Annotated in this window: 12 protein-coding genes; 6 read left to right on the forward strand and 6 right to left on the reverse strand. The window is 74.7% G+C overall.

Annotated features, from left to right (window positions below; all coding sequences use genetic code 11):
- Positions 1-9: 9 nt before the first annotated feature.
- Both D7I43_RS13045 and D7I43_RS13050 read right to left on the reverse strand, forming a co-directional pair.
- Positions 10-1,059 (reverse strand): aldo/keto reductase, encoded by a 1,050-nt coding sequence (locus D7I43_RS13045; RefSeq protein ID WP_192902140.1) that lies wholly within the window; start codon positions 1,057-1,059, stop codon positions 10-12.
- A 162-nt stretch (positions 1,060-1,221) separates the two neighbouring features.
- Positions 1,222-1,770 carry an HIT family protein gene (locus D7I43_RS13050; protein WP_120328742.1) on the reverse strand — a complete coding sequence of 183 codons (549 nt, stop codon included), beginning with the start codon at positions 1,768-1,770 and terminating at the stop codon, positions 1,222-1,224.
- Between the two features lie 175 nt (positions 1,771-1,945).
- On the opposite strand from D7I43_RS13050, the gene D7I43_RS13055 reads away from it, so the two are divergent.
- Positions 1,946-2,683, forward strand: a complete 738-nt coding sequence (locus tag D7I43_RS13055) for a D-Ala-D-Ala carboxypeptidase family metallohydrolase (protein ID WP_240032939.1) — start codon at positions 1,946-1,948, stop codon at positions 2,681-2,683.
- 105 nt (positions 2,684-2,788) lie between these two features.
- Here D7I43_RS13055 and thrS read toward each other — a convergent pair whose 3' ends face one another.
- Positions 2,789-4,795, reverse strand: coding sequence for a threonine--tRNA ligase (gene thrS, locus D7I43_RS13060; RefSeq protein ID WP_120328744.1), 2,007 nt, complete (start codon positions 4,793-4,795; stop codon positions 2,789-2,791).
- A 233-nt stretch (positions 4,796-5,028) separates the two neighbouring features.
- Between thrS and D7I43_RS13065 the strand changes: the two genes are divergently transcribed.
- Positions 5,029-5,895, forward strand: coding sequence for a YcnI family protein (locus D7I43_RS13065; protein WP_120328745.1), 867 nt, complete (start codon positions 5,029-5,031; stop codon positions 5,893-5,895).
- A 3-nt stretch (positions 5,896-5,898) separates the two neighbouring features.
- On the opposite strand, the gene D7I43_RS13070 is transcribed toward D7I43_RS13065, so the two are convergent.
- Positions 5,899-6,819 (reverse strand): ADP-ribosylglycohydrolase family protein, encoded by a 921-nt coding sequence (locus D7I43_RS13070; RefSeq protein WP_120328746.1) that lies wholly within the window; start codon positions 6,817-6,819, stop codon positions 5,899-5,901.
- A 72-nt stretch (positions 6,820-6,891) separates the two neighbouring features.
- Between D7I43_RS13070 and D7I43_RS13075 the strand changes: the two genes are divergently transcribed.
- A complete protein-coding gene (locus D7I43_RS13075; RefSeq protein WP_120328747.1) occupies positions 6,892-7,581 on the forward strand; it encodes a response regulator transcription factor in 690 nt (229 codons plus the stop codon).
- A gap of 14 nt (positions 7,582-7,595) precedes the next feature.
- The gene (locus D7I43_RS13080; protein WP_120328895.1) at positions 7,596-9,005 is read left to right on the forward strand and encodes a HAMP domain-containing sensor histidine kinase; all 1,410 of its coding nucleotides are present in this window, start codon (positions 7,596-7,598) and stop codon (positions 9,003-9,005) included.
- Between the two features lie 304 nt (positions 9,006-9,309).
- Here D7I43_RS13080 and D7I43_RS13085 read toward each other — a convergent pair whose 3' ends face one another.
- Together D7I43_RS13085 and D7I43_RS13090 are read right to left on the reverse strand one after the other, a co-directional pair.
- Positions 9,310-10,332, reverse strand: coding sequence for an adenosine deaminase (locus D7I43_RS13085; RefSeq protein WP_120328748.1), 1,023 nt, complete (start codon positions 10,330-10,332; stop codon positions 9,310-9,312).
- Positions 10,329-11,123 (reverse strand): trans-aconitate 2-methyltransferase, encoded by a 795-nt coding sequence (locus tag D7I43_RS13090; RefSeq protein WP_120328749.1) that lies wholly within the window; start codon positions 11,121-11,123, stop codon positions 10,329-10,331. Before D7I43_RS13090 ends, D7I43_RS13085 begins: the two co-directional genes overlap by 4 nt.
- Positions 11,124-11,209: 86 nt before the next feature.
- Between D7I43_RS13090 and D7I43_RS13095 the strand changes: the two genes are divergently transcribed.
- Together D7I43_RS13095 and D7I43_RS13100 are read left to right on the forward strand one after the other, a co-directional pair.
- Positions 11,210-12,193: an aldo/keto reductase gene (locus D7I43_RS13095; RefSeq protein WP_120328750.1), complete on the forward strand. Its 984-nt coding sequence runs from the start codon at positions 11,210-11,212 to the stop codon at positions 12,191-12,193.
- A gap of 79 nt (positions 12,194-12,272) precedes the next feature.
- Positions 12,273-12,470 carry a hypothetical protein gene (locus D7I43_RS13100; protein ID WP_120328751.1) on the forward strand — a complete coding sequence of 66 codons (198 nt, stop codon included), beginning with the start codon at positions 12,273-12,275 and terminating at the stop codon, positions 12,468-12,470.
- Positions 12,471-12,591 lie beyond the last annotated feature (121 nt).

The raw sequence follows: 12,591 nt of genomic DNA on the forward strand, positions 1-12,591 counted from the left end.
GGTGGCGGGTCAGGGATGCGTGGCGGGGGCGGCCGGACTGGGGAAGCGGGGGTGGTCGGCGTCGCGCAGGGCGGCGCTGCGCAACGCGGCGAGCTGGCGCTCCACCTCGGCGAACTGGTCCGGGGCGAGCGGGCCGCGCTCCAGCGCGGCGGCGTTCTCCTCCACCTGCGCCACCGTGCGGCAGCCCGGGATCGGGACCGTCCGGCCGCTGCGCGCCCAGATCCAGCCGAGCGCGCCCTGCGCCAGCGTGCGCCCGTCGGCGGTCAGCGCGTCCCGCACGGCGGCCACCCGGCGCAGCCACTCCGGCGCCGGCCGCCCGCCCCGGAACCACTCCAACCAGCCGGGAGCCAGCCCGCGCACGTCGTCGCGGGGCAGCGTGGAGGCGGCCGTGTACTTGCCGGTGAGCAGCCCCATCCCGAGCGGCCCCCGGTTGACGCTGGCCAGGTCGTACTTGTCGCAGACGGCGAGCAGGTCGGGGGCGTCGCGGAGCACCGACAGGGCGTGCTGCACGGCGGTCGCGCCGGGGGCGGCCTGCCCGAACGCCTCGGCCCGGTCGGTGCGGTCGGTGCTCCAGCCGTACGCCCGGACGAGCCCCTCGGCCACGAGATCCTCCAGGGTGCCGACGAGCGCCTCGGCCCGGGGCACCGGCAGGTCGGCCAGGTGCAGCTGGTACAGGTCGATGCGGTCGGTGCCGAGCCGGCGCAGCGAGGCGACGACCGCCCGGCGCAGGTACGCGGGCGAGGCGTCCTCACCGGTGGCCTGCCGCGTCGCCTCGTCGAAGGTGTAGCCCCACTTGGTGGCGATCACCGCCTCGTCCCGCCGGCCCGCGAGCGCCCGCCCGAGGACGCGCTCGCCGTGCCCCGCGCCGTACGTGTCGGCGGTGTCGAAGAGGGTGACGCCGAGGTCGAGGGCGCGACGGATGGCCCGCACCGACTCCTCGTCGTCGACGGCGCCCCAGCCGAGGGGCTGGTCGCCCTCCGCCCACGGGCCGCCGATGGCCCAGCAGCCCATGCCGAGGGCGCTGACCGCGATGCCGCTGCGCCCCAACGTCCGTGTCATGTCCGCCACCCGCCGATCGTGCCACCTCGGGACCGGCACGACAGCCCGTCGCCACACCGCGCCACCCGCCGCGCGCGTAGGGCATGGTCGGCGCAGGCGGCGGGCGCGGGGCATCGGCGACGGGCCGGCGGCGCCCGCCCCCGGCCGGCCGCGTGACGTGGGTCAGGACGGCCAGGCGCGCGCGAGCAGCTCGCGGGTGTCGGCGAGCAGCTGCGGGAGGACCTTGGTCCGTCCGATGACCGGCATGAAGTTCGCGTCGCCGCCCCAGCGGGGCACCACGTGCTGGTGCAGGTGCGCGGCGATGCCGGCGCCGGCCACCCCGCCCTGGTTCATGCCGAGGTTGAAGCCGTGCGCGCTGCTGACCGCGCGGACGACCCGCATCGCGGTCTGCGTGAACGCCGCCAGCTCGACCGTCTCTGCCTCGTCCAGCTCGGTGTAGTCGGCCACGTGCCGGTACGGGCAGACCAGCAGATGGCCGGGGTTGTACGGGTACAGGTTGAGCACGGCGTAGACGTGCCTGCCGCGCGCCACGACGAGACTCTCCTCCGGCGGTGCCTGCGGCGCCCGGCAGAACGGGCAGCCGGTGGGCTTCTCGTAGCCCTCGGCCGGGCGCTCCTCGCCCGAGATGTAGGTCATCCGGTGCGGCGTCCAGAGCCGCTCCAGGCCGTCGGCCAATCCGTCGCTGTCCGTGTGCCGTTCCGCCCCAGTCACACCGGCGATCCTACGGACCGCCGACGGCCGCCGGCGGCTGCCACCCGGCGTACGTCCCGCGACCGGAATGTCGGCTGTGCAGGAACGCGGGAAATGGAAGTTGTTGACGACTCGATGCCCACGACTGAAACTTCCATTCATTCATGCACTTCCATGTACCGATGGAGGCTTTCCTGTGATCCGACGAATCGGCACGATCCTCGCGGCCCTCGCGCTGACCGCCGTCAGCACGGTGCTCGGTGTCACCGTCACCGCCGGCGCCGCCCACGCCGACGGCTGCTACACGTGGGGGCGCACCCTGTCGGAAGGGATGTCGGGCGAGGACGTCCGGCAGTTGCAGATCCGCGTGGCCGGCTACCCGGGCTACGGCGCCGTGCTCACCATCGACGGGGCGTACGGGCCGGCCACCCGGGCGGCCGTGGCGCGCTTCCAGCAGGCGTACGGCCTGGCGGCCGACGGCATCGCCGGCCCGCAGACCTTCAACCGGATCTACGCGTTGCAGGACGACGACTGCACACCGGTCAACTTCAGCTACGCCGAACTCAACGACTGCAACAGCGACTGGTCCGGCGGCGCGGTGTCGGCCAGCACCGCCCGGTACAACGCCCGGGTGGCCATGTGGAAGCTCCAGGCCATGCGCCACGCCCTGGGTGACCAGCAGATCGTCGTGACGAGCGCGTTCCGCAGCTACGCCTGCAACAGCGCGGTCGGCGGGTCGTCGACGAGCCGGCACCTCTACGGCGACGCCGTCGACCTGGGGGCCGGCCCGCACTCACTGTGCCGGCTCGCCCAGCAGGCCCGGTACCACGGCTTCAACGAGATCCTCGGCCCCGGCTACCCCGACCACAACGACCACACCCACGTCGCGCACAAGTCGACCCGGACCTGGTCCGCGCCGAACTGCGGCATCTGACCCCGCCGGGCGCTCGAACGCGGATGTGGTGGCCTCCCCGCCCTCGGGAGGCCACCACACCGTGGATCGTGCACGGTCAGGAGCGGTACGCCGGCGGGGCGCCGCTCACATCTGGGCCGACGGGCCGGTGTTCGTGCGGGACTTCACCACGTCGAGGACGTGGTTCACCGCCTCCGGGATCGGCACCCCGTTGCGCTGCGACCCGTCCCGGTAGCGGAACGACACCGTGCCGGCCGCCACGTCGTCGTCGCCGGCGATCACCATGAACGGGATCTTCTGCTGCTGCGCCGTACGGATCTTCTTCTGCATCCGGTCGTCGCCCGCGTCGACCTGGGCGCGGATCCCCTCGGCGCGCAGGGCCGCCACGAAGCCGTGCAGGTAGTCGGTGTGGTCGTCCCGGATCGGGATGCCGACCACCTGCACGGGCGCCAGCCAGGCCGGGAAGGCGCCCGCGTAGTGCTCGGTGAGCACGCCGAAGAACCGCTCGATCGAGCCGAACAGCGCCCGGTGGATCATCACCGGCTGCTGCCGGGTGCCGTCGGCGGCCTGGTACTCCAGCCCGAACCGCGCCGGCTGGTTGAAGTCGACCTGGATGGTGGACATCTGCCACGTCCGGCCGATGGCGTCCTTGGCCTGCACGGAGATCTTCGGACCGTAGAAGGCCGCGCCGCCCGGGTCCGGCACCAGTTCGAGGCCGGACTGCTCGGCCGCGACGCGCAGCGCCTCGGTGGCCTCGGCCCAGTCCTCGTCGCTGCCGATGAACTTTGGCGAGTCGTCCCGGGTGGACAGCTCCAGGTAGAAGTCGTCGAGGCCGTAGTCGCGCAGCAGGTCGAGCACGAAGGTCAGCAGCGCGCTCAGCTCGCCGGGCATCTGCTCCCGGGTGCAGTAGATGTGCGAGTCGTCCTGGGTCAGCCCGCGCACCCGGGTGAGGCCGTGCACCACACCGGACTTCTCGTACCGGTAGACCGTGCCGAACTCGAACAGCCGCAGCGGCAGCTCCCGGTACGACCGCCCGCGCGCCTTGAAGATCAGGTTGTGCATCGGGCAGTTCATGGCCTTGAGGTAGTAGTCCGCGCCCTCCAGCTGCATGGGCGGGAACATGGTGTCCGCGTAGTACGGCAGGTGGCCGGACGTCTCGAAGAGGTGCGCCTTGGTGATGTGCGGGGTGTTGACGAACTCGTAGCCCGCGTCCTCGTGCCGGCGGCGCGAGTAGTTCTCCATCTCCCGGCGGATGATGCCGCCCTTGGGGTGGAAGACGGCGAGACCGGAGCCGATCTCGTCGGGGAAGCTGAACAGGTCGAGGTCGGCGCCGAGCTTGCGGTGGTCGCGCCGGGCGGCCTCCTCCAGCAGCTTCAGGTACGCCTTGAGTTCGTCCCGCGTCGGCCAGGCGGTGCCGTACACCCGCTGGAGCTGCGGGTTCTTCTCCGATCCCCGCCAGTACGCCGCGGCGGACCGCATGAGCTTGAACGCCCCGATGAGCCGGGTGTTCGGCAGGTGCGGCCCCCGGCACAGGTCCGACCAGCAGACCTTGTCCTCGTTCGCCGCGAGGTTGTCGTAGATCGTCAGCTCGCCGCCGCCGACCTCCATCACCTCGGAGGAGTCCAGCCCCTCCCCCTTGATGTCGATCAGCTCCAGCTTGAACGGCTCGGCGGCCAGTTCCGCGCGCGCCTCGTCGAGGTTCGCGAACCGGCGCCGCCGGAACCGCTGGCCCGACTTGACGATCTCCTGCATCCGCTTCTCGAGCCGCGCCAGGTCGTCCGGCTGGAACGGCTTGTCGACGGCGAAGTCGTAGTAGAAGCCGTTCTCGATCGGCGGGCCGATGCCGAGCTTCGCCTCCGGGAAGACGTCCTGCACGGCCTGGGCGAGCACGTGGGCGGTCGAGTGGCGCAGCACGTTCAGCCCGTCCGGCGAGTCGATGCTGACCGGCTCGACCTCGGTGTCGGTGGCCGGCCGCCAGTCCAGGTCGTGCAACTGCCCCTCGGGGTCGCGGACCACGACGATCGCCTTCGGGCCGGTCATGGGCAGCTCCGCCGCGGCCACCGCGTCGGCCGCCGTCGTCCCGGCGGCGACGACGACGGGGTCGGCCACGGCGGGGGTACGGGGTGCGGACACGGTGACTCCTCGAAAGCAGACGGCACAGACCGGGCCGGTACGGCCCTCGCCGATGCTATCGGTCCGCCGTCGCACCCCGACCGCCGACGCCTCAAGCCGCGCGCGTGTGCCCTCGCCGACCGGCTCTCCCGACACGCGCCCGCCCGCGTTGAACCTTTCGCCGCCGGCGGCCGAACTACCGGGTGTGGCCGACTTCCGGTGTCGGCCGCCCAGGACACGGATGGGGACGCGACATGGCGACGACCCGAGGCGACCGTCGACGCGCGGCCGGGGCGGCGGCAACCCTGCTCGCCGTCGCGGTGCTCGGCTGGCCGGGCACCGCGTACGCGGCGCAGGTGACGACCACACCGAGCCAGGCCCGGCAGGGTGACGCCGTACGGCTGGAGTTCGTGGTGCCCGAGGAGCGCACCGGCACCCGGACCCGGCAGGTCGAGGTCCGGCTGCCCGCGGACACGCCGATCGCCGAGGTGTACCCCATGTCGGTGCCCGGCTGGGCGCCCCGCATCACCTCCCGCACGCTGGACGAGCCGGTGGCCGGCCTCCACGCGGGCGGGGTGAGCACGGTCACCACGGCGGTGACGTGGATCCGGGTGGGCGAGGCGGGCGCCGGCCCGGCCCGGCTGCCGCTGTCCATGGGGCCGCTGCCCCGCACCGGGCGGCTCACCTTCCCGGTGATCCAGACGTACGCCGACGGCACCGTGGTGCGCTGGGCCGACACGGACGGCGCCCACCGGGCACCGGTGCTCACGCTGCTCCCCGCCGACCCGGGCGGCGGCGCCGGGCACGCCGGCCACGGCGCGCCGGCCGGGGTGAACGGCAGCGGGCCGGACGGCGCGGGCGCGGCCGGCGGCAGCGGGCCGGGCGGCGGCAGAGCGCCGGGCGGCGCGGACGGCAGCGGGCCGGGCGGCGCGGGCACGGCCGCGCGACCCGATGACGGCGGCGGGGCGGTCGGCCGGACGGACCTGCTGCTCGCCACGGGCCTGCTCGCCGGGCTGGCCGGTGGCGCGGCGATCGGCTGGCTCGCCAGCCGGTGGCGCCGCCGCTCCTCGGTCGACGGGGCGGCGAGCACCGGATGGCGCCTGCCGAGCACCGACGGGTGACGGTCAGGGGAGCCACGTGGGGAGAGGCTCGCGCGCGGCGAGCCAGTCCCCCGGCACGCCCCCGGGGTCGCCCACACCGCCGTACGCGGCCACCACGCCGCCCGCGATCGCGGCGGTGGTGTCCACGTCCCCGCCCGCCTCGACGCAGGCCCCGACGGCAGCCGGGTAGTCGTCGAGGTGCGTGGCGGCGACCCAGAGGGTGAAGCCCACCGTGTCCTGCGCGGTGACCCGGGAGCCGTTGCCCAGCGCCGCCACCACCTGCGGCAGCGGCCGGCCGAGCAGGTCGGCGGCGCGGCGTACCCGGCGGTGGACCTCGGTGGCCGGGTCGAGCGCGGCGGCGACCCCGGCGAGCAGCCGGTCCGGCGCCGGACGGTACCCGTCCAACCGGCCCCGCGCGGCCAGCGCGGCGGCGACCGCCACGGCCACCGCTCCGGCGATCCCCTCCGGGTGGGCGTGCGTCACCTCGGCCGAGGCGCGGGCGTGCGCCGCGGCGCGCGTCGTGGAGTCGGCGAAGTACGCCCCGACCGGCCCCACCCGCATGGCCGCCCCGTTGCCGCAGGAGCCCTGCCCGTCGAACGCCGACGCGGCGGCCACCGGCCAGGGCGTGCCGGCGCGGATCAGCCGCAGGATGGTCACGGCTCCCGGGCCGTACCCACGGCGGGCTTCGGCCCGCTCGGCGAAGGCGAGTGCCAGCCGGTCCCGGTCGATCCCGCCCGACTCGACCAGTTCCGCGAGGACCGAGCAGGCCATCTCGGTGTCGTCGGTCCACTCCCACGGCGCGGGCGGGAGGCGTCCGGCCGCCAGGTCGGCGGCCGGGCGGCCCGGTACGAGGAACTGCGCGCCGAGGGCGTCGCCGACCGACAGGCCGGCGAGGCAGTCCCGGGCGAGCGCCGCGCGCGCGTCGGGAAAGAGCGTGAAGGACATCGTTGCCCAGCTTGCCGGGTTCGCCGGTACGCCGCAACGCGATCAACTTGCCACCACGAGTACCGTCTTGGCGTGGCCACCGTCCTCCTGGTCGAAGACGATCACGTCGTACGCGGCGCGATGCTGCGGTCCCTCGCCGACCGGGGGCACGCGGTGCACGCCGTCGGCACGGCGCTGGACGCGCTGCGCCGGGTCGCCGCCGAGACACCCGACCTCGTGGTGCTCGATCTCGGCCTGCCCGACCTGGACGGCTCGGACGCCCTGCGGATGCTGCGCGGCATCACCGACGTACCGATCATCATCGCGACCGCCCGCGACGACGAGCAGTCGGTGGTCCGGCTGCTGCGCGCCGGCGCCGACGACTACATGGTCAAACCGTTCACGGGGGCACACCTCGACGCCCGGATCACCACCGTGCTGCGACGGGTCGGCCGGGCCAGCCGTACGGTCCAGCCCGCCGTGCACGTCGTCGGCGGGCTGCGGGTGGACGTCGGCGAGCGCACCGCCCACCTCGACGGCGTGCCGCTGGCGCTGACCCGCAAGGAATTCGACCTGCTGGCGTATCTCGCCGCACGTCCCGGGCGGGTAGTGTCCCGCCGGGAGCTCTTGGAGGAGGTATGGCGGCAGCCGTCGGTCGGCGAGGACCAGACCATCGACGTTCACCTCTACTGGCTCCGTCGCAAGATGGGCGAGTCCGCGGCGAAGCCGCGCTACCTGCGCACCGTGCGGGGGGTCGGCTTCCGGCTGGTGGCGCCGGACTGAGGAGCACGCTGGCCCTGCTCACGGCCGGCTGCTGCGCCGTCGTGGCGCTGGCGTTCCTCGTCCCGCTCGCCCTCGTCCTCGGCGACCGGGCCCGGGACGAGGCGATCGCGGACGCGGCCCGGCGCAGCGCGCTCGTCACCGGGGCGCTCGCCGTCAGCACCGATCCGAAGGTGATCGAGCGGGCGGTGGCCGCCAGCGGGGGCGACCCGGCCACCCGTCCGGTCGTGCACGGCCTCGGCGACGGCACCGCCACCGGCCGTGCCGGCGCGGCCGACCTCGACCAGGCCCGCGCGGAGCGGCGTTCCCTCGTCGTCGACGTGGCCGGCGGCGCGGCCCGGCTCGACCCGGTGGTGCTCGGCGACCGGGTCGCCGTGGTCGAGGTCTTCGTGCCCGACGCCGCCCTGGGCGGCGGGAGCCGGTGGCTGCTCCTCGCGGGGGTCGCCGTCGTCCTCGTCGGCGCGGCGGTCCTGGTGGTCGACCGGGTCGCCACCCGCACGGTGGACGCCACCCGCGGCCTCGTCCACGGGGCTCTCGCGATCGGCGACGGGGACCTGGGCGCCCGGGTGGAGCCGAGCGGCCCGCGCGAGCTGGCCGAGGCCGGGCACGCGTTCAACCGGATGGCGGAGCGTCTCGTCGCCGCCCGCGCCGACGAGCGGGAACTCGTGGCCGACCTGTCGCACCGGCTGCGTACGCCGCTGACCGCGCTCCGCCTCGACGCGGAGGCGCTGGATCCGGACGACACCAGCATGGGGACGTTCAGCGAGGCCGAGCTGGACCGCCGGCGCGGGATCCGGCGCATCCGGCAGGCGATCGCCACCCTCGAGGGCGAGGTCGACGTCCTCATCAAGACCACCCGCAAGGCGGTCACCCACGACACCGGGCCGGCGATGTGCGACGTCAGCGAGGTGGTGCGGGACCGGATGGTGTTCTGGTCGGCGCTCGCCGGTGACCAGAACCGGCCGCACCGGGTCATCGGCGCGCACCTGCGCATCCCGGCGCCCGTGCCGCGCGCCGAACTGGCCGCCGCCCTGGACGCGGTCATCGGCAACGTCTTCCGGTACACCCCCCAGGGCACGGCGTTCGAGGTGGCCGTCTCCCGCCGCGACGGGTACGTGGCGATCCGCATCGACGACGCCGGCCCGGGCATCGCGAACCCCGACCGGGCGCTGCGCCGGGGCGCGAGCGACCAGGGCTCGACCGGGCTCGGCCTGGACATCGCCAAGCGGGTGGCGTTGCAGGCCAACGGCTCGGTGAGCATCGACCGGGCCCAGCTCGGCGGGGCCAGCGTGGTCATGCTGCTCGCCGACCCGGAGGCGACGCCCCGGCCGGTCAACCGGTTCGGGCTGGTCGGCCGGATGGCGCGCGAGGCCCGCGAGCAGAAGGGCGCCGGCCGCCGCTGGCCCCGGCAGCGCAACGGACGCTGACGCCGCCTGGCTGTGGCGGGACGCAAGTCTTCCTTAGATCCGGCTTAACGGCGGCGCCGGGCGGCTCGGCGGCTGACAGGATTCGGACACGAACCCATCAGTTCCACCGGCCAGCGCCCCGCGCACCCACCGACCGGTGGAGCACGTGCGCGCGGCGGGAGAACGGTCCCCCCACACCTGCTCCCGCCGCGCGCCCGTATCTCTTCCGCGCCTCAGGTCCGCCGCCGGGGCGGACACCGCCCGGCGGCCTGGCACCCGTCAGCCGCGGCCCGGCACCCGTCAGCCGCGGCCCGGCACCTGCTCCTCAGCGGGCGGTGGCCAGGTAGGCGTCGATCTCCGCGGTGATGCGCTGCTTGTCGGCCGGGGCCAGGAACGAGGCCGTCACCGCGTCCCGGGCCAGCCCGACGACGCCCTCCGGCCCGAGGTCGAGCAGGCGGGCGGCCACCGCGTACTCGTCGTTGAGGGTGGTGCCGAACATCGGCGGGTCGTCGGAGTTGACGGTGACGAGCAGGCCCGCCTCGACCAGGCGCGGCAGCGGGTGCTCGTCGAGGCTGGCGACGGCGCGGGTGCGGACGTTCGAGGTGGGGCACACCTCCATGGCGATGCGCCGCTCGGCCAGGTACGCCAGCAGCTCCGGGTCCTGCGCCGCGGCGATGCCGTGCCCGATCCGCTCGGCGCCCAGGTCGCGCAGCGCGTCCCAGATGGTCTCCGGGCCGGTGGTCTCCCCGGCGTGCGGCACGGAGCGCAGCCCGGCGGCGCGGGCCTGGTCGAAGTACGGCTTGAACTGCGGCCGGCGCACGCCGATCTCCGGCCCGCCCAGCCCGAAGCTGACCAGGCCGTCGGGGTGCTGCTCCAGCGCGATGCGCAGTGTCTCCTCCGCGGACGCGAGGCCCGCCTCGCCCGGGATGTCGAAGCACCAGCGCAGCTCGATGCCGAAGTCGGCCTCGGCGCGCTTGCGGGCGTCCTCGATCGCCTCGCAGAACGCGGGCGCCGGGATGCCCCGCCGGACGTGCGAGTACGGGGTGATGGTCAGCTCGGCGTACCGCACCTGCTGGCGGGCCAGCTCCCGGGCCACCTCGTGGGTGAGGAGCCAGACGTCCTCCTGGTCGCGGATCAGGTCGACCACGCTCAGGTAGACCTCGATGAAGTGGGCGAAGTCGCGGAACTCGAAGTAGTCGACCAGCGCGGCCGGGTCGGCCGGCACGGGGGTACGCCCCTCGTGGCGGGCGGCCAGCTCGGCGACGATCCGGGGGGAGGCGGAGCCCACGTGGTGGACGTGCAGCTCCACCTTGGGCAGGCCGGCGATGAAGGTGGGCAGGTCGGTCACAGGTTCTCCTCGGCACGGGCGCCGGTGCGGGCGACCACGAAGACACGGCGGAACGGGAAGGAGACCTGCCCCAGGTGGGCCGGGTACGCCTGCCCGAGGCGTACCTCCAGTTCGGCGCGGAAGTCGGCCCAGCGCGCGGCGTCGAGGGCCGCGCGGACCGGCCGCAACGCGGTCCCCTCCATCCAGGTGAGCACGGGGTGCGCGGCGGCGGCGCGGACCGGGAGCAGGTGCACGTAGGTAGTCTCCCAGGCGTCCACCGTGCACCCGGCACCGGTCAGGAGCGCCGCGTAGTCGGCCGGATCGTCGACCGGGGCCTCCCGCAGCAGGGGCAGCAGCTCCGCCCGCCAGGCCGGACGCGCGGCGACCTCGCGCAGCGCGCGGTGCGAGGGCGCGTCGAAGTTGCCCGGCACCTGCACGGCGAGCCAGGCGCCGGCCGGCAGCTCGGTGGCCCAGCGCCGCAGCAGCTCCCGGTGCCCCGGCACCCACTGGAGCACGGCGTTGGTCACCACCACGTCGACGTCCGGATCGGGCCGCCAGTCGCGGACGTCGCCCACCCGGAACTCGACGGGCGCGTCCAGCGCGACGGCCCGTTCGATCATCTCCGGTGACGAGTCGAGCCCGATCACGCGGCTGTCCGGCCACCGCGCGGCCAGGCTCGCGGTGAGTTGTCCGGGGCCGCAGCCGAGGTCGACCACCGTGCGGGGCCGGTCGGCCGGAACGCGGGCGAGCAGGTCGTGGAACGGACGTGACCGCTCGTCGTCGTAGCGCAGGTACGTTGCCGGATCCCACATGGCGTCGCCTCCCAAACCGTACGTACGTCTTGTTTACCGTACGGGGCCGTGCCCGGCCCGGCAACCCGGTCACTAGGCTCGACGGCATGGAGCAGCGCACCTTCCCCCGGCTCGGCCGGACCGTCGGCGTCGTCGGCCTCGGCGCCTGGCAGCTCGGCGCCGACTGGGGCACGGTCACCGAGGACGACGCGATGGCGATCCTCGCGGCGGCCGTCGACGCCGGAGTCACGTTCCTCGACACCGCCGACGTGTACGGCGACGGCCGCAGCGAGCAGCTGATCGGCCGGTTCCTGCGCTCCCGACCGAACGCCGGACTCACCGTGGCCACCAAGATGGGCCGCCGCGTCGCGCAGCGGCCGGAGGCGTACACCCTCGCGCACTTCCGGGAGTGGACCGACCGCTCCCGGGCCAACCTCGGGGTGGACACCCTGGACCTGGTGCAGCTGCACTGCCCGCCCACGGCCGTCTTCGCCGACGACGCGGTCTTCGACGCGCTGGACACGCTCGTCGCCGAGGAGGCCATCGCCGGCTACGGGGTGAGCGTCGAGACCTGCGACCAGGCCCTCACCGCGATCGCCCGCCCCGGCGTGGCGAGCGTGCAGATCATCCTCAACGCCCTGCGGCACAAGCCCCTCGACCGGGTGCTGCCCGCCGCCTCCGCCGCCGGGGTGGGCATCATCGCCCGGGTGCCGCTGGCCAGCGGCCTCCTCTCCGGGCGGTACGACGAGCACACCACGTTCGCCCCGGACGACCACCGCACGTTCAACCGCCACGGCGAGGCGTTCGACGTCGGCGAGACGTTCTCCGGCGTCGACTTCGCGCTCGGGCTGGCCGCCGTACGCCGGCTGGCGCCGCTGGTCGGACCGGACAGCACGATGGCGCAGTTCGCGCTGCGCTGGGTGCTGGACCAGCCGGGGGTCACCGTCGTCATCCCCGGCGCCCGCACCACCGAGCAGGCACGCCGCAACGTGGCGGCCGCGGAACTGCCGCCGCTCACCGACGAGCAGCTCGCCGGTGTCCGGACCGTCTACGACGAACTGATCCGCCCGCAGGTGCACGACCGGTGGTGACCCGCCCGCGTCCGGTCCTCGCACCGGGACTTTCGTCCAGGGATGCTGAAGACCCGGCACGCCGGGAAGGGGGTACGCCATGAGGGGCTGGTTCCTGCTCACGCTCGGCCTGCTGGCGGTCGTGATCGGTGCCGTCTGGACGGTGCAGGGCCTGGGATACGTGGAGGGCAGCGTGATGACCGGCGGGCGGATCTGGGTGGTGATCGGCCCGGTGGTGGCGCTGGCCGGTCTCGTGGCGATCGGGATCGGCCTGCGCGCGCGCCGCCGGCGCCCCTGACCCTCGGCGCTCACCCGACCTGCGGCGCGCGTCCGGCCGGCCCTGCCGGAACGGCCGTGGACGGCCGCGGAACGGCCCTGGCGGCCGCGGAACGGCGCTGGCGGCCGCGGAAACGGAAAAC

This window comes from Micromonospora globbae (genome assembly GCF_003610785.1).
Classification (GTDB): Bacteria; Actinomycetota; Actinomycetes; order Mycobacteriales; family Micromonosporaceae; genus Micromonospora; species Micromonospora globbae.

Excerpts from the sequence above, each read along its gene's own strand:
- D7I43_RS13045 (WP_192902140.1), bottom strand. The coding sequence starts at position 1,059 with ATGACACGGACGTTGGGGCGCAGCGGCATCGCGGTCAGCGCCCTCGGC.
- D7I43_RS13065 (WP_120328745.1), top strand. The coding sequence starts at position 5,029 with ATGGCGACGACCCGAGGCGACCGTCGACGCGCGGCCGGGGCGGCGGCA.
- D7I43_RS13070 (WP_120328746.1), bottom strand. The coding sequence starts at position 6,819 with ATGTCCTTCACGCTCTTTCCCGACGCGCGCGCGGCGCTCGCCCGGGAC.
- D7I43_RS13090 (WP_120328749.1), bottom strand. The coding sequence starts at position 11,123 with ATGTGGGATCCGGCAACGTACCTGCGCTACGACGACGAGCGGTCACGT.
- D7I43_RS13095 (WP_120328750.1), top strand. The coding sequence starts at position 11,210 with ATGGAGCAGCGCACCTTCCCCCGGCTCGGCCGGACCGTCGGCGTCGTC.
- D7I43_RS13100 (WP_120328751.1), top strand. The coding sequence starts at position 12,273 with ATGAGGGGCTGGTTCCTGCTCACGCTCGGCCTGCTGGCGGTCGTGATC.